This window comes from Streptomyces sp. NPDC107500, from assembly GCF_055582785.1.
This window is the reverse complement of record NZ_JBVJPF010000001.1, coordinates 1-20740: the sequence shown is the minus strand read 5'-3', so window position 1 is coordinate 20740 and position 20740 is coordinate 1. Positions and strand designations below refer to the sequence as shown.

16 protein-coding genes and 1 rRNA gene are annotated in these 20740 nt (G+C 72.1%); 8 read left to right on the top strand and 9 right to left on the bottom strand.

Features of this window, described 5'->3' with window-relative positions:
- The first annotated feature begins 101 nt into the window (after window positions 1–101).
- Window positions 102–839, top strand: coding sequence for an Rv3235 family protein (locus ACZ67M_RS00085; protein WP_469848929.1), 738 nt, complete (start codon window positions 102–104; stop codon window positions 837–839).
- 166 nt (window positions 840–1005) lie between these two features.
- On the opposite strand, the gene secA is transcribed toward ACZ67M_RS00085, so the two are convergent.
- Window positions 1006–3852 carry a preprotein translocase subunit SecA gene (gene secA / locus ACZ67M_RS00080; protein WP_361353707.1) on the bottom strand — a complete coding sequence of 949 codons (2847 nt, stop codon included), beginning with the start codon at window positions 3850–3852 and terminating at the stop codon, window positions 1006–1008.
- A 279-nt stretch (window positions 3853–4131) separates the two neighbouring features.
- On the opposite strand from secA, the gene ACZ67M_RS00075 reads away from it, so the two are divergent.
- Complete coding sequence (locus ACZ67M_RS00075) at window positions 4132–4704, top strand: GNAT family N-acetyltransferase (protein WP_469848927.1); 573 nt, start codon at window positions 4132–4134, stop codon at window positions 4702–4704.
- Between the two features lie 167 nt (window positions 4705–4871).
- Complete coding sequence (locus tag ACZ67M_RS00070) at window positions 4872–6047, top strand: winged helix-turn-helix domain-containing protein (RefSeq protein ID WP_469848926.1); 1176 nt, start codon at window positions 4872–4874, stop codon at window positions 6045–6047.
- A 6-nt stretch (window positions 6048–6053) separates the two neighbouring features.
- Here ACZ67M_RS00070 and ACZ67M_RS00065 read toward each other — a convergent pair whose 3' ends face one another.
- The 7 genes from ACZ67M_RS00065 to mtnA all read right to left on the bottom strand — a co-directional run bounded on the left by ACZ67M_RS00065 (window position 6054) and on the right by mtnA (window position 14758).
- The gene (locus ACZ67M_RS00065) at window positions 6054–6818 is read right to left on the bottom strand and encodes a response regulator (protein WP_385802910.1); all 765 of its coding nucleotides are present in this window, start codon (window positions 6816–6818) and stop codon (window positions 6054–6056) included.
- A gap of 225 nt (window positions 6819–7043) precedes the next feature.
- Entirely contained in the window at window positions 7044–7736 is a 693-nt protein-coding gene (hpf, locus tag ACZ67M_RS00060; RefSeq protein WP_059301636.1) for a ribosome hibernation-promoting factor, HPF/YfiA family, read from the bottom strand.
- Between the two features lie 287 nt (window positions 7737–8023).
- Window positions 8024–8920, bottom strand: coding sequence for a ComF family protein (locus tag ACZ67M_RS00055; RefSeq protein ID WP_469848924.1), 897 nt, complete (start codon window positions 8918–8920; stop codon window positions 8024–8026).
- Window positions 8921–9010: 90 nt separating this feature from the next.
- A complete protein-coding gene (locus ACZ67M_RS00050) occupies window positions 9011–10858 on the bottom strand; it encodes an LpqB family beta-propeller domain-containing protein (protein ID WP_469848922.1) in 1848 nt (615 codons plus the stop codon).
- On the bottom strand, window positions 10848–12920 hold the full coding sequence (mtrB, locus tag ACZ67M_RS00045) for an MtrAB system histidine kinase MtrB (RefSeq protein ID WP_385802916.1): 2073 nt from the start codon (window positions 12918–12920) through the stop codon (window positions 10848–10850). Before mtrB ends, ACZ67M_RS00050 begins: the two co-directional genes overlap by 11 nt.
- 1 nt (window position 12921) lies before the next feature.
- Entirely contained in the window at window positions 12922–13611 is a 690-nt protein-coding gene (gene mtrA / locus ACZ67M_RS00040; protein WP_193776289.1) for a two-component system response regulator MtrA, read from the bottom strand.
- A 4-nt stretch (window positions 13612–13615) separates the two neighbouring features.
- Window positions 13616–14758 carry an S-methyl-5-thioribose-1-phosphate isomerase gene (gene mtnA / locus ACZ67M_RS00035; RefSeq protein ID WP_385802919.1) on the bottom strand — a complete coding sequence of 381 codons (1143 nt, stop codon included), beginning with the start codon at window positions 14756–14758 and terminating at the stop codon, window positions 13616–13618.
- A 140-nt stretch (window positions 14759–14898) separates the two neighbouring features.
- Here mtnA and ACZ67M_RS00030 point away from each other — a divergent pair, with 140 nt between their 5' ends.
- From ACZ67M_RS00030 to ACZ67M_RS00010, 5 genes are all read left to right on the top strand, one after another.
- Window positions 14899–16293 (top strand): DUF7847 domain-containing protein, encoded by a 1395-nt coding sequence (locus tag ACZ67M_RS00030; RefSeq protein ID WP_469848919.1) that lies wholly within the window; start codon window positions 14899–14901, stop codon window positions 16291–16293.
- Between the two features lie 91 nt (window positions 16294–16384).
- Entirely contained in the window at window positions 16385–17071 is a 687-nt protein-coding gene (locus tag ACZ67M_RS00025) for a DUF4129 domain-containing protein (protein ID WP_469849707.1), read from the top strand.
- Complete coding sequence (locus ACZ67M_RS00020; protein WP_392103670.1) at window positions 17068–18264, top strand: DUF4350 domain-containing protein; 1197 nt, start codon at window positions 17068–17070, stop codon at window positions 18262–18264. The genes ACZ67M_RS00025 and ACZ67M_RS00020 overlap by 4 nt, the downstream gene beginning before the upstream one ends.
- Window positions 18264–19253 (top strand): AAA family ATPase, encoded by a 990-nt coding sequence (locus ACZ67M_RS00015; protein ID WP_392103891.1) that lies wholly within the window; start codon window positions 18264–18266, stop codon window positions 19251–19253. Before ACZ67M_RS00020 ends, ACZ67M_RS00015 begins: the two co-directional genes overlap by 1 nt.
- Complete coding sequence (locus ACZ67M_RS00010) at window positions 19253–20563, top strand: DUF58 domain-containing protein (RefSeq protein ID WP_469848917.1); 1311 nt, start codon at window positions 19253–19255, stop codon at window positions 20561–20563. The genes ACZ67M_RS00015 and ACZ67M_RS00010 overlap by 1 nt, the downstream gene beginning before the upstream one ends.
- Window positions 20564–20658: 95 nt before the next feature.
- Here the strand turns inward: ACZ67M_RS00010 and rrf are convergent.
- Window positions 20659–20740 (bottom strand): 5S ribosomal RNA (rrf, locus tag ACZ67M_RS00005); the annotation flags it as partial.

Sequence of the window (20740 nt, the reverse complement as noted above, 5' to 3'; positions counted from 1 at the left end):
CACCCGCCTCCTTGCCGAGCGGTGCCCCGACCCCGTACAAGATCCCCAACCACTAAGTTACTGCCCGGTATCACCCGGGCCGCCGCCGAACGGGGACCCCCATGCGCAAGGTCATGACCAGGACTCAGCTCCCTCCCAGCAGCCCTCCCCCGCCCATCCCCGAAGCCCTGCCCGACGCCGGAGCCGCGACCCGGGCCCCCGGTGGCCTCCCGCCCCGCCGGCCCGGCGGGCGGCCGGTGCGCACCGCGCCGTCCGGCGGGCGCCCGCCGGGCTCCCCCGGCCGGTCCTCACGGGGCCGCACCAGGCCCGCGGACACCCGCCCGCCCACGGCGGGACAGGGCCCCGCCCGGGCGCCCGGGACGACGCCGCTCCAGCCGGGCGCCCACCGGCTCGCGCCCGATGCCACGACGCCTCGCGCGCCACGGCCGCTCCCGCCCCTCACCCGACCGTCCGCCGCGCCCCGCGTCCCCGCCCAGACCCCGCGCCGCCCCGTCCCGCAGGTACGCCCCACGGACCGCTTCGCCGAGCTTCTCCTCCATGTGCTCAGCGGCCGGCGCCCCGTCCACTCGATGCTCCGCCACACCGTCGGCCGCGCCTACGACGACCTGGCCCACCTCGCCGAGCGCGGCCCGCTGCGCACGCGCGGCGCCCTCCCCGTCGTCCGGGACATCGGCTACTTCGAGCCGCGGCCGGGCGCCCTGGAGGTCTTCGCCCGCATCGGCGCGGGGGACCAGCTGCGCGCGATGGCCTTCCGGCTGGAACGGGGCCAGGACCTGCGCTGGCGCTGCACCGCGGTGGAACTGGGCGGGCCCCGCAGGCCGTACGCCGACGACGACTGACGGCTGGCGACTCGCGACTCGCGACTGACGACTGACGACTGACGACTGACGACTCCGCAGGCGACCGTCCATCGCGCACCGCCCAGCCCGCGCGCCTACGCCGAAGGGCCGGCCACCACGGGTGACCGGCCCTTCCACCGCTGCGGCGCCCCGAGGCACCGCACCGTCACTTCTTGCGGCGTCGCCCGCCCTTGGCCTGCTTGCGGCGCTCCGCGCGCGTGAGCCCGTCCGACGCGGCCTGCGCGGGCTCGCCGTCGGTGGCGAAGTCGCCCTCGACGACACCTCCCTCGCCGTCCACGGTCGGCGCGGAGAAGTGCAGGTCCCGGCGCTGCGGAGCGTCGAGGCCCTTGGCCCGGATCTCCGGGCGGGCGCCCGCCTGGGCCGGGACGGCGTCCTGCGCGCCCTTGTCCAGGGACGGCGCCGCGTCCTCGACCGGAACCTCCTCGACCTGCTGCTCGACCTGGACCTCCAGGTTGAACAGGTAGCCGACGGACTCCTCCTTGATGCCCTCCATCATGGCCTGGAACATGTCGAAGCCCTCGCGCTGGTACTCGACCAGCGGGTCCTTCTGCGCCATCGCGCGCAGGCCGATGCCCTCCTGGAGGTAGTCCATCTCGTAGAGGTGCTCGCGCCACTTGCGGTCCAGGACGGACAGCACGACCCGGCGCTCCAGCTCGCGCATGATCTCGGAGCCGAGCTGCGTCTCACGCGCCTCGTACTGCTCCTGGATGTCGTCCTTGATGGACTCCTCGATGTAGTCCGCCGTCAGACCGGCCCGGTCGCCGGCCGCCTCCTCCAGCTCCTCCACGGTGACCTTCACCGGGTAGAGCTGCTTGAAGGCGCCCCACAGACGGTCGAGGTCCCAGTCCTCCGGGAAGCCCTCGGCGGTCTCGGCCTGGACGTAGGCGTCGATCGTGTCGTTCATGAAGTGCTGGATCTGCTCCTGGAGGTCCTCGCCCTCCAGGACGCGGCGCCGCTCGCCGTAGATGACCTCGCGCTGCCGGTTGAGGACCTCGTCGTACTTCAGGACGTTCTTGCGCGTCTCGAAGTTCTGGGTCTCGACCTGGGACTGGGCGGACGCGATCGCGCGCGTGACCATCTTGTTCTCGATCGGCACGTCGTCCGGCACGTTCGCCATGGACATCACGCGCTCGACCATCTGGGCCTTGAACAGGCGCATCAGGTCGTCGCCCAGGGAGAGGTAGAAGCGGGACTCGCCCGGGTCGCCCTGGCGGCCGGAACGACCACGCAGCTGGTTGTCGATACGACGCGACTCGTGCCGCTCGGTGCCCAGCACGTAGAGCCCGCCCAGGTCCTTGACCTCTTCGAACTCGGCCTTGACCGCCTGCTCGGCCCGCTCCAGCGCGGCGGGCAGGGCCGCGGCCCACTCCTCGATGTGCTCCTCGGGGTCGAGGCCGCGCTGACGCAGCTCCGCCTCGGCGAGGTCCTCGGGGTTGCCGCCGAGCTTGATGTCCGTACCGCGGCCGGCCATGTTCGTGGCCACCGTCACGGAGCCCTTGCGGCCCGCCTGGGCGACGATCGTCGCCTCCCGGTCGTGCTGCTTGGCGTTGAGCACCTCGTGCTGGACGCCGCGCTTGCTGAGCTGCTGCGAGAGGTACTCGGACTTCTCGACGGAGGTGGTGCCGACGAGGATCGGCTGCCCCTTGCGGTGCTTCTCCTCGATGTCGTCGACGACGGCCTCGAACTTCGCGACCTCGGTGCGGTAGATCAGGTCCGACTGGTCCTTGCGCACCATCGGCCGGTTGGTCGGGATGGGCACCACGCCGAGCTTGTAGATCTGGTGGAACTCGGCGGCCTCGGTCATGGCCGTACCGGTCATGCCGGAGAGACCGGGCTGTTCCTTCTCGTCGTGGTCGTGGCGCTTGTAGAGGCGGAAGAAGTTCTGGAGGGTGATCGTGGCGAGCGTCTGGTTCTCGTCCTTGATGTCCACCCCTTCCTTCGCCTCGATCGCCTGGTGCATGCCCTCGTTGTAGCGGCGGCCGGCGAGGATACGGCCGGTGTGCTCGTCGACGATCATGACTTCGCCGTCGAGGACGACGTAGTCCTTGTCCTTCTTGAAGAGTTCCTTGGCCTTGATGGCGTTGTTCAGGTAGCCGACCAGCGGGGTGTTCACCGACTCGTAGAGATTGTCGATGCCCAGCCAGTCCTCGACCTTGGAGACGCCCGACTCGTGGATGGCGACGGTGCGCTTCTTCTCGTCGACCTCGTAGTCACCGGTTTCCTCGATGCCCTTGAGGGTGTTGCCGGCCTCGCCCTTCTTCAGGCGGGTGACCAGCTTGGCGAAGTCGCCGTACCACTTGGTGGCCTGGTCGGCCGGGCCGGAGATGATCAGCGGCGTACGGGCCTCGTCGACCAGGATGGAGTCGACCTCGTCGACGATGGCGAAGTTGTGGCCGCGCTGGACGAGTTCGTCCTTGGACCACGCCATGTTGTCGCGCAGGTAGTCGAAGCCGAACTCGTTGTTCGTGCCGTAGGTGATGTCGCAGCGGTACATCTCGCGGCGCTGGGCCGGCGTCTGGTTGGCGAGGATGCAGCCGACGTTCAGACCGAGGAACTTGTGGACGCGGCCCATCATCTCGGAGTCGCGCTCGGCCAGGTAGTCGTTGACCGTGACGATGTGCACGCCCTCGCCGGACAGGGCGTTGAGGTAGGCGGGCAGGGTGCCGACGAGGGTCTTGCCCTCACCCGTCTTCATCTCGGCCACGTAGCCCATGTGCAGGGCGGCGCCGCCCATGATCTGCACGTCGTAGTGGCGCTGGCCCAGGACGCGCTTGGCGGCCTCGCGGACGGTGGCGAAGGCCTCGGGCAGCAGGTCGTCCAGGGCCTCACCGTCGGCGTAGCGCTGCTTGTACTCGTCGGTGAGGGCCCGCAGCTCGGCGTCGGAGAGGTCAGCGAAGTCCTCTTCGATGGAGTTGACCTGGTCCGCGATGCGGTGCAGCTTGCGCAGGATCTTGCCTTCGCCTGCACGCATGATCTTTGAGAGGACGGACACGGGGGTTGGTCTCCTTGCCGGTCGGGCCTGGGACGGTCGGTTTCCTGTCACGGACTGAGCAACGGCCATCGTATGCGAGGACCCCGGCACCCCGGGAGGCCCGCCGTAACGGGAGCGTCCACTCCTTGCATCCAGCTTCGCTGGCTGCCGTCACCGGGTTCAACGTCCGGGCCCCGCCGATGGTGCCGCACCCTCCGGTGAATTGAACGAAAAGTGACCACGTGTTCACGCAGGGCAAAAAGATGGCGCCCGCGACCTGAGGCCGCGCAGAATCGGCGGATGGAACCCGTCACCCTCAGCACGGAACGCCTCGTCCTGCGCACGGTCGGCCCCCAGGACAACGATGCCGTGTACGCCGCCTGCCAGGATCCCGTCGTCCAGCGCTGGACGACGATCCCCTCGCCCTACCTCCCCGAGCACGCGCGGGGCTTCACGGAGCAGATGGTCCCGGACGGCTGGGCCAACGCCTCGATGTTCACCTTCGGCGTCTTCCTGCCCGCCGGTGACCTGGCGGGCATGATCGGCATCACGATGATCTCCCTGGGCGCCGGCGAGCTCGGGTTCTGGAGTGCCAAGGAGTTCCGCGGCCGGGGCTACATCACGGAGGCATCCCTCGCCGTCGCGCGCTGGGCCTTCACGGAGCGGGCGATCGACCGCCTGGAGTGGCGTGCCGAGGTCGGCAACACGGCCTCACGCGCGGTGGCCGAGCGGGCGGGCTTCACCATGGAGGGCACGTTGCGCTCCGCGGCCAACAACAAGGGCGTACGCCGAGACTGCTGGATCGCCTCCCTCCTCCCCTCGGACCTGGCCCTCCCGTCGACGGCGCCTTACTTGCCGGCGCAGACCGCGTAGACGCGCATAGCTGCATAGCTGCGGGCAATCGTGCCGCCGGGGCGGCACGGGTGGGCGCGGCGGCACCCCGCAACGCCGGGCTGCGCACCAACCTCCGGCCCACCCCGGCACGGGGCGCCATCGCAAGCGACCGGCACTGTCAGACCCACCCTCTATCGTGCGGACGTATGACGACCCTCCCGCCCCCCGCCACGGAACTGTCCGCAGACGAGGCCCGCCGCCTCGCCCTCCGCGCACAGGGCTTCCTCGGTGCTCCCGACCGCCGCGCGGGCGTCCGCGGCGTCCTCCGGCACCTGGGCGCGGTGCAGCTCGACACCATCTCGGTCCTCGCCCGCTCCCACGAGCTCATCCCGTACGCCCGCCTGGGCGCGGTCGGCCGCAAGACGGTCGAGGACGCCTACTGGAGGGACACCCACGCCTTCGAGTACTGGTCGCACGCCGCCTGCGTCCTCCCCATCGAGGAGTGGCCCCACTTCGCGTTCCGCCGCCGCGCCTACCGCAACCGCCCGCACTGGAACCACTCCCTCCCGGACGGCACCTACGACCAGGTCGTCAAGCAGCTCCGCACCGAGGGCCCGCTCACCGCGACGGACCTGGGCGGCGCGAAGCGGACCAGCGAGTGGTGGGACTGGTCGGGCACGAAGGTCGCCGTCGAGCGCGCGCTGATGTACGGCGAGGTGGTGTGCGTGGAGCGCCGCGGCTGGAAGCGGGTGTACGACCTCGCGGAGCGCGCGGTCCCGGCCGCGCTGCTCCATGACGACCTCGACGACACCGAGTGCCTGCGCCGCCTGGTCCGGCTGGCCGGCGAGTCCCTGGGCGTGGGCACGCGCGCGGACATCGCGGACTACCACCGGCTCAAGGCCGAGCAGGTCGACGCCGTGATCGCCGACTCGGGTCTGGTGCCGGTCACGGTGGCGGGCTGGTCCAAGCCCGCCTGGGCGGACCCCGCCGCCCTGGAGAGGGTCCCGCGCGGGCGTCACCGCACCACGCTGCTTTCCCCCTTCGACTCCTTGATCTGGGAACGGGCGCGCACGGAGCGGATCTTCGGCTTCACCCATCGCCTGGAGGCCTACGTGCCCAAGCCCAAGCGGGTGCACGGCTACTTCGCGATGCCGGTGCTGGCCGGCGGACGGCTCGTCGGCCGCGTGGACCCGGCGCGGGAAGGACGCACCCTGGTCGCCAAGCAGGTCAGGCTGGACGGCGTCAAGGCCGCTCCGGCGGTGGCCCAGGCGCTGATCGAGGCGGCGAGCTGGGTCGACTGCACGGACGTACGGGTGGAACGGGTCGACGCCCCGCACCTGCGCGACGCCCTGACGGCGGAGCTGACCCGCCTGCTCGCCTGACCGGAGTCAGCGGATCTCGAGGATCTTCTCCCGCATCGCGTACACCACGGCCTCCATCCTGGAGTGCAGCTGCAGTTTCTCCAGGATGTTGCGGACGTGGTTCTTCACGGTGTTCTCGGAGATGAAGAGTTCCTTGGCGATGTCCCGGTTGTTCATTCCGGTGGCGACGAGCTTGAGGACCTCCAGCTCGCGATCGGTGAGCCGCGGCGCCGGCACCAGTCGGCGTTCGTCGGTCCGCTGGATCATCGACTTGAACTCGGTGAGCAGTTTCGACGCCATGGACGGACTGATCTGCGACTGCCCGTCGGCCACCGCGCGAATGGCGGTGGCCACTTCGTCCGTGGAGATCTCCTTGAGGAGATAGCCGGTCGCGCCCGCCTTGATCGCGTCGTAGAGGTCGGCCTCCTCGTCGCTGATCGTCAGCATGATGATCTTGGCGCTGGGAGCCACTTCCTTGATGGAGGTGCAGGCCTCGATCCCGCCCCGCTTGGGCATCCGCACGTCCATCAGGATGATGTCCGGCAGCAGGTCGGCGGCCTTCTCCACGGCCTCGGCGCCGTCACCTGCCTCGCCGACGACCTGGATGTCCTCCTCGGCCGCGAGCACGATCTCCAGGCCCCGGCGGAAGAGGGCGTGGTCGTCCACGACCAGGACCCTGATGGGTTCCTCGCGTGTGGAGCCCACGTCCGCGTGCGGCCCCAGGCCGGCGGCCCCGTCGTCGATCCCGTGGTCGACGCCCGCACCCCGCATCGGTCCGAAACTGTCCGCCATCGTTCCTCCCCCTGAAGGCTTTGGCCCGTGGTCCTGCGCCATCGCCAACCCAGAGCAACGGCCCACCGGTTGGGCCGTTGCCGCCATGATTCCATGCCCGACGGACAACGGGGTGACCGCGCGAGTTCCGAAGGGGTCGCACGCCCTCGCGCACCGTCGCACACCGGTGCCCCTGGGGGCGCACACGCGCTCCAGGGGCACCGGTCCGCTGTCACCCGGCGGTGGTCAACCGCCGAGCGCGTCGCCCGCGTCGGGGGCGTGCGCCTGGGTGACCATCGTGTCCGTGGTGAGGTGGATCACGCCGTAGTCGTAGGCGTGCCGCCGGTAGACGACACTGGGTTCCTTCGTCTCGGAGTCGACGAACAGATAGAAGTCGTGCCCGACCAGTTCCATCTCGTAGAGCGCCTGGTCGAGGGACATCGGCGCGGCCACGTGGGTCTTCTCGCGGACGACGAGCGGCCCGTCGCCCTGGACCTCCAGCGAGCCGATCTTCTTGGTGGGGACGCCGTCCTGCTTCTCCGTCGGAACGACGTCGCCGTTCCCGTTGAGCGTCGCCGCGCCGGGTACGTGGTCGGCGACCTCGGCCGCCGGGATCCGGCGTGCGCCGCGGCGCGAGAAGCGCTTGTCGTGCTGCTTGCGCAGTCGTGCGCCAAGCTTCTCCGCCGCCAGGTCGAGCGCCGCGTACGGGTCGCTCGCCGCTGCCTCCGCCCGGATCACCGGACCGCGGGAGCGGAGCGTGATCTCCACTCGGTCACAGCGGTCGGCCTGCCGGGGGTTCGGCTCCTTGGACACCTCGACGTCGAGGCTGATCACCTTGCCATCGAGCTTCTGGATCTTCTCCAGCTTCAGCTTCTCGGCCACGTGCTTCCGGAACCGCTCGGGCACCTCGGTCTTGCGGCCCTTGACGACGATGTCCACGCAGAACTCCGTTCCCGGATCGCTCCACTTCCATGGCGGAGCATCTCCCTTTTGCACCAGGTTCCGGTGTACTCCGGAACCTCGGACTCGGTGACGTCCACCTCCTCCCCCGCGGGCGAGATCTCCACTCCCCCAGTGCGGGTGATGCCGGTAAAACCCGCAGCACGGCATTCGGATTTGAGAGGTGTGGCCTGCGGCTTTGCCTCACAACCGAACATATCTCGCCCGGGCGGATGTCGTCACCCTCTACCGCGACGTACCTCCGTTCCGGTGAATAGGACCTCTCATTACCTGCAACGACGTAAGTTCTCAGTCAGTTCCGGTTTATTTTCGAAAGAATCAGGTGAAGCCGCGACCACTGCCGCGCAGATCGCTTCACGGATCGCGCCGTCTCCTCCGTTGGGACCCTCCATTTGCGGCCCGGTCTTCCGTTCCTCTCTGCCTTCCCCCGCCGCCGACGGATACACAGCCGATCTCGCCTTCCCGTACGTGTCCGGCCCCGTCCGCGACTCAGCCGCGCGCACGGCACGTGCCGCCTCGGTCAGGGACGCCCCCGTGGTCATCAGGTCGTCGACCAGGACGACCGGGCCGCCGCCGCACAGGAGCCGGCCACCACCCGGAGCCACCGCCAGGGCGCCTGCGAGGTTGTCCAGCCGCTGCCGGGCGTCGAGGTCCGCCTGATCGGCCACCGGATGCCGCTGCCGCAGCAGGGCGGCCACCCGGACGGGCACCCCGGTCCGCCGCAGCTCCCCCGCCGCCGCGAGGGCGATCCGCCGCGCCGGGTCGTGCCCGCGGCTGCGCACCGCCCGGCGCGCCGAGGGCACGGGCACCAGGAGCACCGGACCCGGTACGCCGCCCACGCCCCCGACGCCGGGCCACGCCTCGCGGAGCCCCGCCCGCACCGCTCCCGCCAAGGCCTCGCCGAGCGGCGGTGTGAGGGCCAGGACGCCCCGCTCCTTGTGGGCCAGCAGCGCCGCCCGCACCTCGTCCGCGTAGGGCGCGGCCGCGTGCACCGACGGCAGCCCGGGCGGCTCCGGCACCGGCCGCACCCGGCGTGGCGCCGACCCGCTCAGGGCGGTGCGGCACCGTGGGCACAGCACCGCCCGGCTCCGGCCGCAGCCGCCGCACTCGGCCGGCAGCACCAGGTCCGTGAGGTCTCGCCACCAGTCCCGTGATCGCCACATGACCACCACTGTGCCAAGCCCGGCGAAACCCGGCCAGGCCTGTGGAAAACGCCTCCGGGCTCCCTGTGGAAAACTGCTGCGGACAACGCCTCAGCCGGGATAGACCGGGGCCGTCCCCTCCGTGACCTTCTGCCACTGGAGCCCCGACGGCAGCCGTACGATCAGGTCCTCGGAGTAGGCCACGAGCGGCAGCCGCTCGTCCTCGGTCGCGGCGATCTCCTTGACGCCGGTCAGGGCGGCGGGCACCGAGGCCTCCGGCGTCGAGCCGTCGACCTGGACGTATCCGACCTGCTGGACGCCGCCGCGCTCGCGCCCGACCACCACGAGCCTGCTGTCACCGGCCCACGACATGGCCGTGACCTCCTCCAGCTCGGGAGTGGCGGAACGCAGTTCGAGGACGGTGACCGCAGGCCGTTCGCCCGCCCTCTCGTCCCGTTCGATCCGCCCGATGAGCAGCGACCGCTTGCCGTCCTTCTCCACGATGAGCGCGATCCGCACCCCGTCGGCCGCCGCCCGCACGGCCTGCACCCGCCCGTCGAGCCCCGGCGTGCGCACCTCCACCGGCTCACCGGCGCCCTTCTCCAGCAGCAGCAGCCGCGGGTCGGCCGGGTCGCGGTCGGCGATCCACAGGTCGCCCTGCGCGTCCCAGCTGGGCGGGGTCAGCCGGTCGGCCTCCGCCTTGCCCTTGCTGAGCAGCACGGGGTCGCCGAGCGAACCGCCCGACACCAGGGAGCCGACGTACAGCGACTTGTTGTCGAGGCCGATACCGGCGGCACTGTGCTCGTCGCGCGACACCGCCACCGCCCGCAGCGCCTTCTCACCCTCGCCGAGCGGGCCGGGCACGGGTTCCGCCCGGGTCCCGTTGCTGCCCGCGGCGATCCGGACCAGCCGGTTCTCGTCGTCCACGAAGTACAAGTAGTCGGGCCGCTGTGCCGAGCCCGGCGCGGCGACCGTCTCCGCGCGGTCCTCGCTGAGCGAACACAGCTGCTCACCATCCGCGCGCAGCTCGACCTCCTCCACGGCCGGGGTGAGGTTCTGCAGCGTGTACAGGAGCTGGGCGGCCATCTCGTCGCACTGGTCCTGGTCGGCGCCGGCGGCCTTCTCGTTCAACGGGACGGTGAGCTTGCTGCGATCGTCGGGCGCCAGCGAACCGGCGTTCTTCGCCAGCGCCGTCCCGGTCGGGAAGCTCGACCTGACCACGGGCCCGAGCAGGCTCGACGGCCCGCCGATCAGGGAGCTGACCACCTGGGTCATGGGGTCCACCCGCCGACGGACGTACACGGGGTCGGCCACGGCCGCGGGCTGCGGGCTCGCGCCCTCGTCGGCCGCGGAGCGCACCGCGGTGTTCGAGGCGAAGTAGTACCGGTTGACCGACATGTAGTTGCGCTGGAAGTCCGACTTGCCCATGACGACGCCCTGCGGCAGCTGGTCGATGCGCCACTGCTTGGTCTTGCCGTCCCGGGTCAGGTGCACCGACTGCCGGTACGCGCCCTCGGCCGGCGAGTACGACTGCTGGGCGTCCACCGTGGCGACCTTGGCACCCGTCAGGGTCACCGAGTAGTCGTTGGCTTCCTCGCGGCTGCCGGAGTGGTCCGACTCGGTGCCCGGCCCGCCCGCGAGCACGGTCGCCGACTCGTCCGGCCGCCAGTTCTCCGCGGCATCACCGGTCAGGTACTTGCGTGCCGTCTCGTAGTGCGGATCGTCGCTGGTCAGGGCCTCCAGAAAGCCCTGCACGATGTCGGAGGGCGGCGCGTCCTCCCGCGGCGGCATCGCGAACACCCGCACCTGCGGGTCCTGCCGCGGTGTGGACTCCACCCCGCGCAGGTCCCCGCTGTCCGGCATGGACGCGCATCCCGCCAGCAGCACGACGCCGCCGACGGCGTACCCCACCACACGTGCCGGCCTGCGCCGACCGCCTCCCCCGCGGTCAGCGCCCACGAGATGCCTCCCCTTGCCTGCTCGGATCCTGAGACCGGGTGTCCTGACGGCCGTCCGCCTCCGCGGGACCGCCGTCCTGTCTCCGGGCGCCCGGTGGCGCCGGCCTCGGCACCACGCGCGCCCCGTTGCCCGGCAGGGCCGTCGGGTCGGCCGTGGGGGCCGCCATGGCCGACCTCGACGGTATGGGGCCCCGCGCGGGCACCTGGGACGCCTGTCCGGCGGACGCCTGCGCCGGGACACCGGCCGCCTTGTCCGCACCGTGCGGGGCGGCGTTGTCGTCGAGCCCGGCGTCGTGGAGTCCGCGGTTGCGCCGCGAGTCCGCCGGTTCCAGCGGTATCGGCGAGCCCCGCAACGGCTCGTCCGCGGTCCTCGGCAGCGTCAGCCGGAACTGCGAGCCGCCGCCCGGTTCGCCCCAGGCCTGGAGCCAGCCGCCGTGCAGCCGCGCGTCCTCCAGGGCGATCGACAGCCCCAGCCCTGTACCGCCGGTGGTACGCGCGCGTGCCGGGTCGGCCCGCCAGAAGCGGCTGAACACCCGCGTGGCCTCGCCCGGCTTGAGCCCGACGCCGTAGTCGCGCACTCCGACGGCGACCGCGCCGCCGGCCGCGGCGAGCTTGACGACGACGTCCCGCCCCTCGCCGTGCTCGACGGCGTTGACGACGAGATTGCGCAGCACCCGCTCGACACGCCGGGCGTCCGCCTCCGCGACGACGGGCTGCTGGTCGCCGACCACCCGGATCGGCGTGCCCTTGCGCTCGGCGAGCGGCTCCGCGCCGCTGACGACCCGCCGTACGACCTCCCTGAGGTCTATCGGCTCGGCCTCCAGGGCGGCGGCGCCCGCGTCGAAGCGGCTGATCTCCAGCAGGTCCGCGAGCAGCGTCTCGAACCGGTCCAGCTGGTCGGCGAGCAGTTCCGCCGACCGCGCGGTGACCGGGTCGAAGTCCACGCGCGCGTCGTGGATGACGTCGGCGGCCATCCGTACGGTCGTCAGCGGCGTACGCAGCTCGTGCGACACGTCGGACACGAACCGCCGCTGCATCCGCGACAGGTCCTCCAGCTGGCTGATCTTGAGCTGGAGGTTCTGCGCCATCTTGTTGAAGGCCTCGCCGAGCCGCGCGATGTCGTCCTCGCCGGTGACCTTCATACGTTCCTGGAGCCGCCCCGCGGACAGCCGCTCGGCGATGCTGGCGGCCATCCGGACGGGTGTGACGACCTGGCGCACGACGAGCCAGGCGATGGCACCGAGCAGCACGACGACGAAGAGCCCGGCCGTCGCGAGCGTGCCTCTGACCAGGCTGAGGGACTTCTCCTCCTGGGTGAGCGGGAAGAGGTAGTACAGCTGGTACGGCTCGCCGTTGGGATCGTTGACCTGCTTGCCGATGACCAGTCCGGGCTGGGACCCCTGGTCGGAGTTGTAGACGATCCGGGTGTAGCTCTGGGCCGCCGCGGTGTCGCCGTCGATCCGCTCCCGCAGGTCCTCCGGGACGCTGACCGCCCAGTCGACCGATCCGGAGGCACGCGGGCCGCGTCCACTGCCGCTCTCGCCGCCCATGGGGAGCGTGACCACGTCGAAGGCGCCCTGGCCGCCGCTGGAGAGCGACTTCACCAGTTCGCTCATCCACTGGATGACGTTCTGCGAGGGCCGGCCGTCCGCGGGGTTGCTGTCGTCGCCGTCGGCGCCCGCCGCCTCCTCGGCCTTCTGCTTGGCCGCCGTGAAACCGCCGGTGGCCTGGCTCTGGGACGCCTTCACCTTGGCGTCCAGCAGTCCGTTGCGGACCTGTCCGATCACCACGAAACCGAGCAGGAGCACCACACCCAGCGACATCAGCAGCGTGGTGACGACGACCTTGAGCTGGATGTTGCGCCGCCACAGCCGCATGACGGGCAGCAGCGGACGCCGCACCCAGCGCATGAACAGCCGGATCACCGGGCTGCCCTGCACCCCGCCGTGCAGCAGCCCGCCCCGCAGCAGGCGGCCGAAGCGCGAACCGGCGGGCGGGGGGCCGACAGGCCGTCCGGCGCGGGCCTCGGACCCGGGCGCCGAAGCGGCACTGTCCCTGGTCATGTCAGCTCGGCCCGGCCTTGTAGCCGACGCCGCGTACGGTCACCACGATCTCCGGCTTCTCCGGGTCCTTCTCGACCTTGGAGCGCAGCCGCTGCACATGCACGTTGACCAGCCGGGTGTCGGCGGCGTGCCGGTAGCCCCAGACCTGCTCCAGGAGCACCTCGCGCGTGAACACCTGCCACGGCTTGCGGGCCAGCGCGACCAGCAGGTCGAACTCCAGCGGCGTCAGCGCGATCGACTGCCCCTCGCGCTTCACGGAGTGACCGGCCACGTCGATGACCAGGTCGCCTATGGCGAGCTGCTCCGGTGCCGGTTCCTCCGACCTCCTGAGCCGCGCCCGGATACGGGCCACCAGCTCCTTGGGCTTGAACGGCTTCACGATGTAGTCGTCGGCGCCCGACTCGAGACCGACCACGACGTCGACGGTGTCACTCTTCGCCGTCAGCATCACGATCGGCACACCCGACTCCGCCCTGATCAGGCGGCACACCTCGATGCCGTCCCGACCGGGCAGCATCAGGTCGAGCAGCACCAGATCGGGCTTGGTCTCCCGGAAGGCGGCCAGCGCCTTGTCGCCGTCGGCTACGAAAGATGGCTCAAAACCCTCACCACGCAGCACAATGCCGAGCATCTCGGCCAGTGCGGTGTCGTCGTCGACGACAAGGACTCGTCCCTTCATAAACGACATCATCCCATTAGCTAATCGTTACCTGGCGTGACCTGGCACACAGCTCGGCGAGGGCCTCGCCGGTCACGGGCGAAACCACGCCTTCCTCGGTGACGATCGCCGTCACCAGCTCGGGCGGAGTCACGTCGAACGCCGGGTTGTACGCCTGGGTCCCCAGGGGTGCCACCGGAATCCCGCCTCCCGCTCCCGCCACCGGCACCTGAGGTGCTGTGACCTCGGTCACTTCGTATCCGGGACGCTGTTCCACCTCGATGGCGGCCCCGTCCGGCGTGTGCGGATCCACCGTCGTGACCGGCGCCACCACGATGAACGGTACGTGGTGATAGCGCGCGAGCACGGCGAGCGGATAGCTCCCCACCTTGTTCGCGACCGACCCGTCGGCCGCGATACGGTCCGCGCCGACCAGCACGGCGTCCACCTCGCCCGCCGCGAACAGCGAACCCGCCGCACTGTCGGTGAGCAGGGTGTACGTCATGTCGTTGCGGGCCGCCTCGTATGCCGTCAGGCGAGCACCTTGCAGCAAGGGACGCGTTTCGTCCACCCACAGGCGTCGCAGCCGCCCCTCCCGGTGCGCCGCGAGCGCCACCGCGAAGGCCGTGCCCTCGCCGCCCGACACCAGCGAGCCGGAGTTGCAGTGCGTGAGAACGCGGTGTCCGCCGGCGGGCAGCAACTCGTCCAGCAGGGCCAGTCCGTGCGCGGCCATCCGCGCGCTGGCCTGGGCGTCCTCCTGGTGCAGGGCCCGCGCGGCCGTCAGCGCCGCCGCTGCCGCCTCCCGTGTGTCGCCGGTCCTGGCGAGCGCCTCCCGGTGAGCGTCCTGCGCCCGGCGCACCCCGACGGCGAGGTTCACCGCGGTGGGCCGGGCCCCGGCCAGCGCGGCCGCGGCCTCCTCCACCTCGAAGCCCCGGACGGCGGCGAGCGCGACCCCGTAGGCGCCCGCGACACCCAGCAGTGGCGCCCCGCGCACGGCGAGCGAACGGATTGCTTCGACGAGTCCGGCCGGGTCCGTGCAGACCAGCTCGACCTCCTCGGCCGGCAGCCTGGTCTGGTCCAGCAGGACCAGCACCGGGCCTTCGGGGGGCTCTTCCCAGCGGAGCACAGGGATCTCGGTCGGCCGCTTGTCCTCGCCGTTTCGCGCGTCCTGATCAGCCATGCGGTCAGTCTGCCCCCTATCCGGCGGACAATTGAAGGTGTGCAGCCCATACCGCGCCCGGTCCGCACCCGGGCCCCCCATGGCACGATGGCTGCCAACCTGCCGCCGCGCCCGCGGACGGGCACCGTGAAGGAGCGACGATGAACGACACTCCGGGCTGGGCCTCGCCCGGATCCGCCCCGTCCGACGGGCGGGAGCCCGGCGCGTCCGGCCCCGCCGAGCCCGCCGACCGTCCCGGCGGCCCCGATCAGCCCGCGCAGCCCGCGGACCAGCCGGGCGCGGAACCGACGAGCCCCGGCACGAAGTGGTCCAAAGAGCAGCCGCCCCCCGGCCAGTGGTCCGCCCCCACCGGCCCCGGCGACCAGGGGCAGACCCCGCCTCCGCCGCCCCCAGGCCCTGGCTGGGGCGCCCCGCCCCCAGGACCTCCCGGCGGCGGCTACGGAGGCCCCGGTGGCTACGGCGGCCAGGGCGGGAGCTACGGCGGTGGCTACGGCGGTTACGGCGCCCCCGGTGGACACGGTGGCTGGGGAGGCGGCTGGGGAGGCCCGCCGCCCGCGGCCAAACCCGGCGTGATCCCGCTCCGCCCGCTCGGTGTCGGCGAGATCCTCGACGGCGCGGTCTCCACGATGCGCACCTACTGGCGCACGGTCCTCGGCATCTCGCTGACGGTCGCCGTCTTCACCGAGATCATCGTCGTGCTGCTCCAGGGCTTCGTCCTGGACAACACCGGCACCGAGGCCCTCAACGACCCCGACGCCTCCCTGAGCGAACTCGGCGACGCCCTCACCGAGACCACGATCAACTCGGGTGTCGTCTTCCTGATCTCCCTGATCGGCACCGTCCTGGCCACCGCGCTGCTGACGACCGTCACCAGCCGTGCCGTACTCGGCCGTCCGGTGACCGCCGGCGAGGCCTGGCGGGACGCCCGCCCCCAGGTGCTCAAGCTGTTCGGCCTGATCATCCTGCTGCTGCTCATCGTCGCGGGCATCGTCGTCGTCGGCATGGCGCCCGGTCTCCTCGTGACGGCCACCGCGGGCGACGAGGCGGGCGTGGCCCTGACCGTCCTGGGCGTCCTCGCGGCCGGTGTCTTCGCCGTGTGGCTGATGGTCCGTTTCTCGCTGGCGTCCCCCGCGCTGATGCTGGAGAAGCAGGGCATCAAGAAGGCGATGAGCCGCTCCGTGAAGCTGGTGCGCGGCTCCTGGTGGCGGGTCTTCGGCATCCAGCTGCTCGCCACGATCATCGCCAACGTCGTCGCGTCGATCATCGTCATCCCGTTCGCCTTCCTCGCCGCCGCCCTCGGCGGCGACGGCGTCAGCGGCTTCCTGGAGGGCACCGGGGACCTCGGCTGGACCTTCCTCATCGTCAGCGGCATCGGCTCGGTGATCGGCTCCATGATCACCTTCCCGATCACGGCGGGCGTCGCCGTACTGCTGTACATCGACCAGCGCATCCGCCGCGAGGCCCTCGACCTCGAACTCGCCCGCGCCGCGGGCACCCAGGGCTCCGGCGCCCCCGGCGCCGTCCCGGGGAGCTGACGGGGTGGGCCCAGCGGGGGGAGTTCTCACAGAGACGTCGCACATCGCCGTACGCACGCTGTCGCGCACCGGCGACAGCCTCGTACGGTCGCTGTCGCGCTCCGGCGACGAACCGCCGGTGACGATTCCGCGCGACCCCGCGCGGGAGGCCGCCGAGCGCGAGCTGTCCAAGGGCATGTACCACGAGAACGACCCCAGCTGGTTCCAACGGGCCCTGGACACCTTCTGGGAGTGGATCGACGAGCTGTTCGCCAGGGCGTCCACGGCGACGCCCGGAGGAACGCTCGGCCTGGTCGTCGTCGTCCTGGCCGTCTTGGCGGTACTGGGCGCCCTCTGGTGGCGCCTGGGCACCCCGCGCCGTGGTCCGGCCTCCGCCCCCGCCCTGTTCGACGACCGCCCCCGCAGCGCCGCCGAGCACCGCGCCGCCGCCCAGGCACACGCCGCCCAGGGCCACTGGAACCAGGCCGTCCAGGAGCGCATGCGGGCCGTCGTCCGCGCCCTGGAGGAACGCGCCCTGCTCGACATCCGGCCCGGCCGCACCGCCGACGAGGCCGCCACCGAGGCCGGCCGCGCCCTGCCCGCCCACGGCGACCGGCTGCGGGCCGCGGCCCGGGACTTCGACGACGTCACGTACGGCGGCCGCCCGGGCACCGAGCAGGCGTACCGGCGCCTCACCGAACTCGACCACGACCTGGACCGCAGCAAGCCGCACCTGGCGGGCAGCACGCCCGGTAACGGCGGGGGCGGCACGGACACCCGCCGGGGAGCCGCCGGATGACCACCGAGGCGACGATCCCCACCACCTCGGCCTCGCCCACCGCCCGTCAGATCTGGACGCGCGGGCGGGGCGTCGCCCTCGCACTCGTCCTGCTGCTCGCCGGGGCCGTGGCGATCGCCGTCGTCCGCTCCGGCGACCACCACGGCGAACTCGACCCGCGCTCCGCCGACCCCTCCGGCAGCCGCGCGGTCGCCGAACTCCTCGCCGACCGGGGGGTCTCCACGCGCGTCGTCAGCACCCTGGACGACGCCCGCGCCGCGACCGGCCCGGACACCACGTTGCTGGTCGCCGCCCCCGACCTCCTGACCGAGCGTCAACAGACGCGCCTGCGCTCCGCGGTCACCGGATCCGGCGGCCGCACCGTCCTCGTGGCCCCCGGCGGCCCCGCCGTCGAACGTCTCGTCCCCGGCGTCACCGCCGACCCCGCGCTCAGCTTCGACTCGACGCTGGCCCCCGCCTGCGACCTGCCCGCCGCCCGGCGCGCGGGCACCGCCGACACGGGCGGCCTCCGCTACAGCACCCACATCGAAGCCGACGCCTGCTACCCCAGCCGGCGCCTGGCCACGCTGCTGCGCGTCCCCGACACCTCCGCGGACGGCACCCGGGGCGACACCGTCGTCCTCGGCGCCCGCGACATCCTCGTCAACGAACGCCTCGACGACCACGGCAACGCCTCGCTCGCCCTGCAACTCCTCGGCTCCCGCGACCATCTGGTCTGGTACCTCCCCTCGCTCTCCGACGTCCCCGACCCGGACGACGAACGCGGCTTCTTCGACCTGCTCCCCTCCGGCTGGCTCTGGGGCACCCTGCAACTGTTCATCGCCGCGGCCCTTGCCGCCCTGTGGCGGGCACGCCGGCTCGGCCCCCTGGTGCCCGAGAAACTCCCCGTCGCGATCCGCGCCTCCGAGACCGTCGAAGGCCGCGCCCGCCTCTACCGCAAGGCCAACGCCCGCGACCGCGCGGCCGCCGCTCTTCGCTCCGCCACCCGCACCCGCCTCGCCCCCCTCGTAGGCGTCCCCGTCTCCCAGGCGCACGCGCCCGAGTCCCTGCTCCCCGCCCTCTCCGCCCACCTCCACGGCGACGGACAGTCCCTGCACGCCCTCCTCTTCGGCCCGCCGCCCGGCGACGACGCGGCCCTGATCGCCCTCGCCGACCAACTCGACGCCCTCGAAAGTGAGGTACGCCGTCCATGATGGACCCGACCACTGACAACGCCGGGCAGAGCGGGGACCCGGGCAACGCCCGCACCGCCCTCGAAGCCCTGCGCGCCGAGATCGCCAAGGCCGTGGTCGGCCAGGACGCCGCCGTGACCGGTCTCGTCGTCGCGCTCCTGTGCCGCGGCCACGTCCTCCTCGAAGGCGTCCCCGGAGTCGCCAAGACCCTCCTCGTCCGCGCCCTCGCCGCAGCCACCGAACTCGACACCAAGCGTGTCCAGTTCACCCCCGACCTGATGCCGAGCGACGTCACCGGATCCCTGGTCTACGACACCCGCACAGCCGAGTTCTCGTTCCAGCCCGGCCCGGTGTTCACCAACCTGCTCCTCGCCGACGAGATCAACCGCACGCCCCCGAAGACCCAGTCGTCCCTCCTCGAAGCCATGGAGGAGCGCCAGGTCACGGTCGACGGCACCCCCCGGCCGCTCCCCGAGCCCTTCCTCGTCGCGGCCACCCAGAACCCCGTCGAGTACGAGGGCACATACCCCCTCCCGGAAGCCCAGCTGGACCGCTTCCTCCTCAAGCTCACCGTCCCCCTCCCCTCCCGCCAGGACGAGATCGACGTCCTCACCCGGCACGCCACCGGCTTCAACCCACGCGACCTGCGCGCCGCGGGCGTACGCCCGGTCACGAACGCCGCCGACCTGGACGCCGCCCGCGCCGAGGTCGCCAAGACGACCGTCTCCCCGGAGATCACCGCCTACGTCGTCGACATCTGCCGCGCCACCCGCGAATCGCCGTCCCTCACCCTCGGCGTCTCCCCGCGCGGAGCCACGGCACTGCTCTCGACCTCCCGCGCGTGGGCCTGGCTCACCGGCCGCGACTACGTCACTCCGGACGATGTGAAGGCCCTGGCCCTTCCCACCCTCCGCCACCGTGTCCAGCTCCGCCCGGAGGCCGAGATGGAGGGCGTGACCGCGGACTCCGTCATCAACGCGATCCTCGCCCACGTCCCCGTCCCCCGCTGATGGCACTCACCGGACGCGCCGCGCTCATCGCGGCCCTGGGCTCCGTCCCGATCGGCATCTGGGACCCCAGCTGGACGGGCATCCTCGCGGTCAACGCACCGCTCGCGGCCGCCTGCGCCTGCGACTTCGCGCTGGCCGCCCCCGTACGGCGCCTGCGCCTCACTCGTTCCGGCGACACATCCGTACGCCTGGGTGACACCGCGGACGTCACGTTGACGGTCACCAACGCGTCCACGCGCCCGCTCAGGGCCCGGCTCCGCGACGCCTGGCCGCCCAGCAGCTGGCAACCCGGCACCGAGGTGGCGGCGTCCCGCCACACCCTCACGGTGCCCGGCGGCGAACGCCGACGTACGACCACCCGCCTGCGGCCCACCCGTCGCGGCGACCAGCACGCGGACCGCGTCACGATCCGGTCGTACGGCCCGCTGGGCCTCTTCACCCGCCAGGGCACCCACCGGGTCCCCTGGACCGTGCGCGTGCTCCCCCCGTTCACCAGCCGCAAGCACCTCCCCTCCAAGCTGTCCCGCCTCCGCGAGCTGGACGGCCGCACCAGCGTGCTCACCCGCGGCCAGGGCACGGAGTTCGACAGCCTGCGCGAGTACGTTCCCGGCGACGACACCCGCTCCATCGACTGGCGAGCGACAGCCCGGCAGTCCACCGTCGCCGTACGCACCTGGCGCCCCGAACGCGACCGCCACATCCTGCTCGCCCTGGACACCGGCCGCACCTCGGCCGGCCGCGTGGGCGACGCCCCCCGCCTCGACGCCGCCATGGACGCCGCTCTGCTCCTGGCGGCCCTGGCCTCCCGCGCCGGCGACCGCGTAGACCTCCTCGCGTACGACCGCCGGGTGCGCGCCCTCGTGCAGGGCCGAAGCGCAGGCGACGTGCTCCCCTCCCTGGTCAACGCCATGGCGAACCTGGACCCCGAACTCGTGGAGACCGACGCACGCGGCCTCACCGCCACCGCACTCCGCTCGGCCCCGCGCCGCTCGCTGATCGTCCTCTTCACCACTCTCGACGCGGCACCGATCGAGGAAGGGCTCCTCCCGGTCCTGCCGCGACTGACCCGACGCCACACTGTCCTCCTGGCCTCGGTGGCAGACCCGCACGTCGCCCGGATGGCCAAGGCCCGCGGCCACACGGACGCCGTGTACGAGGCCGCCGCGGCCGCACAGGCCCAGGCCGAACGCCGTCGCACCGCGGACCAGCTCCGCCGGCACGGCGTCACGGTCGTCGACGCCACCCCGGACGACCTCCCGCCGGCACTCGCCGACGCCTATCTGGAACTGAAGGCGGCCGGACGCCTGTAAAGGGCTGAGGCGGGGCCCTTCGGCCCCGCCTTCATTTCCCCCTAAACGCAGAAAGCCCCGCACCGTTCCCGGTGCGGGGCTTTCATACAATGATTGTTCGGCGGCGTCCTACTCTCCCACAGGGTCCCCCCTGCAGTACCATCGGCGCTGTAAGGCTTAGCTTCCGGGTTCGGAATG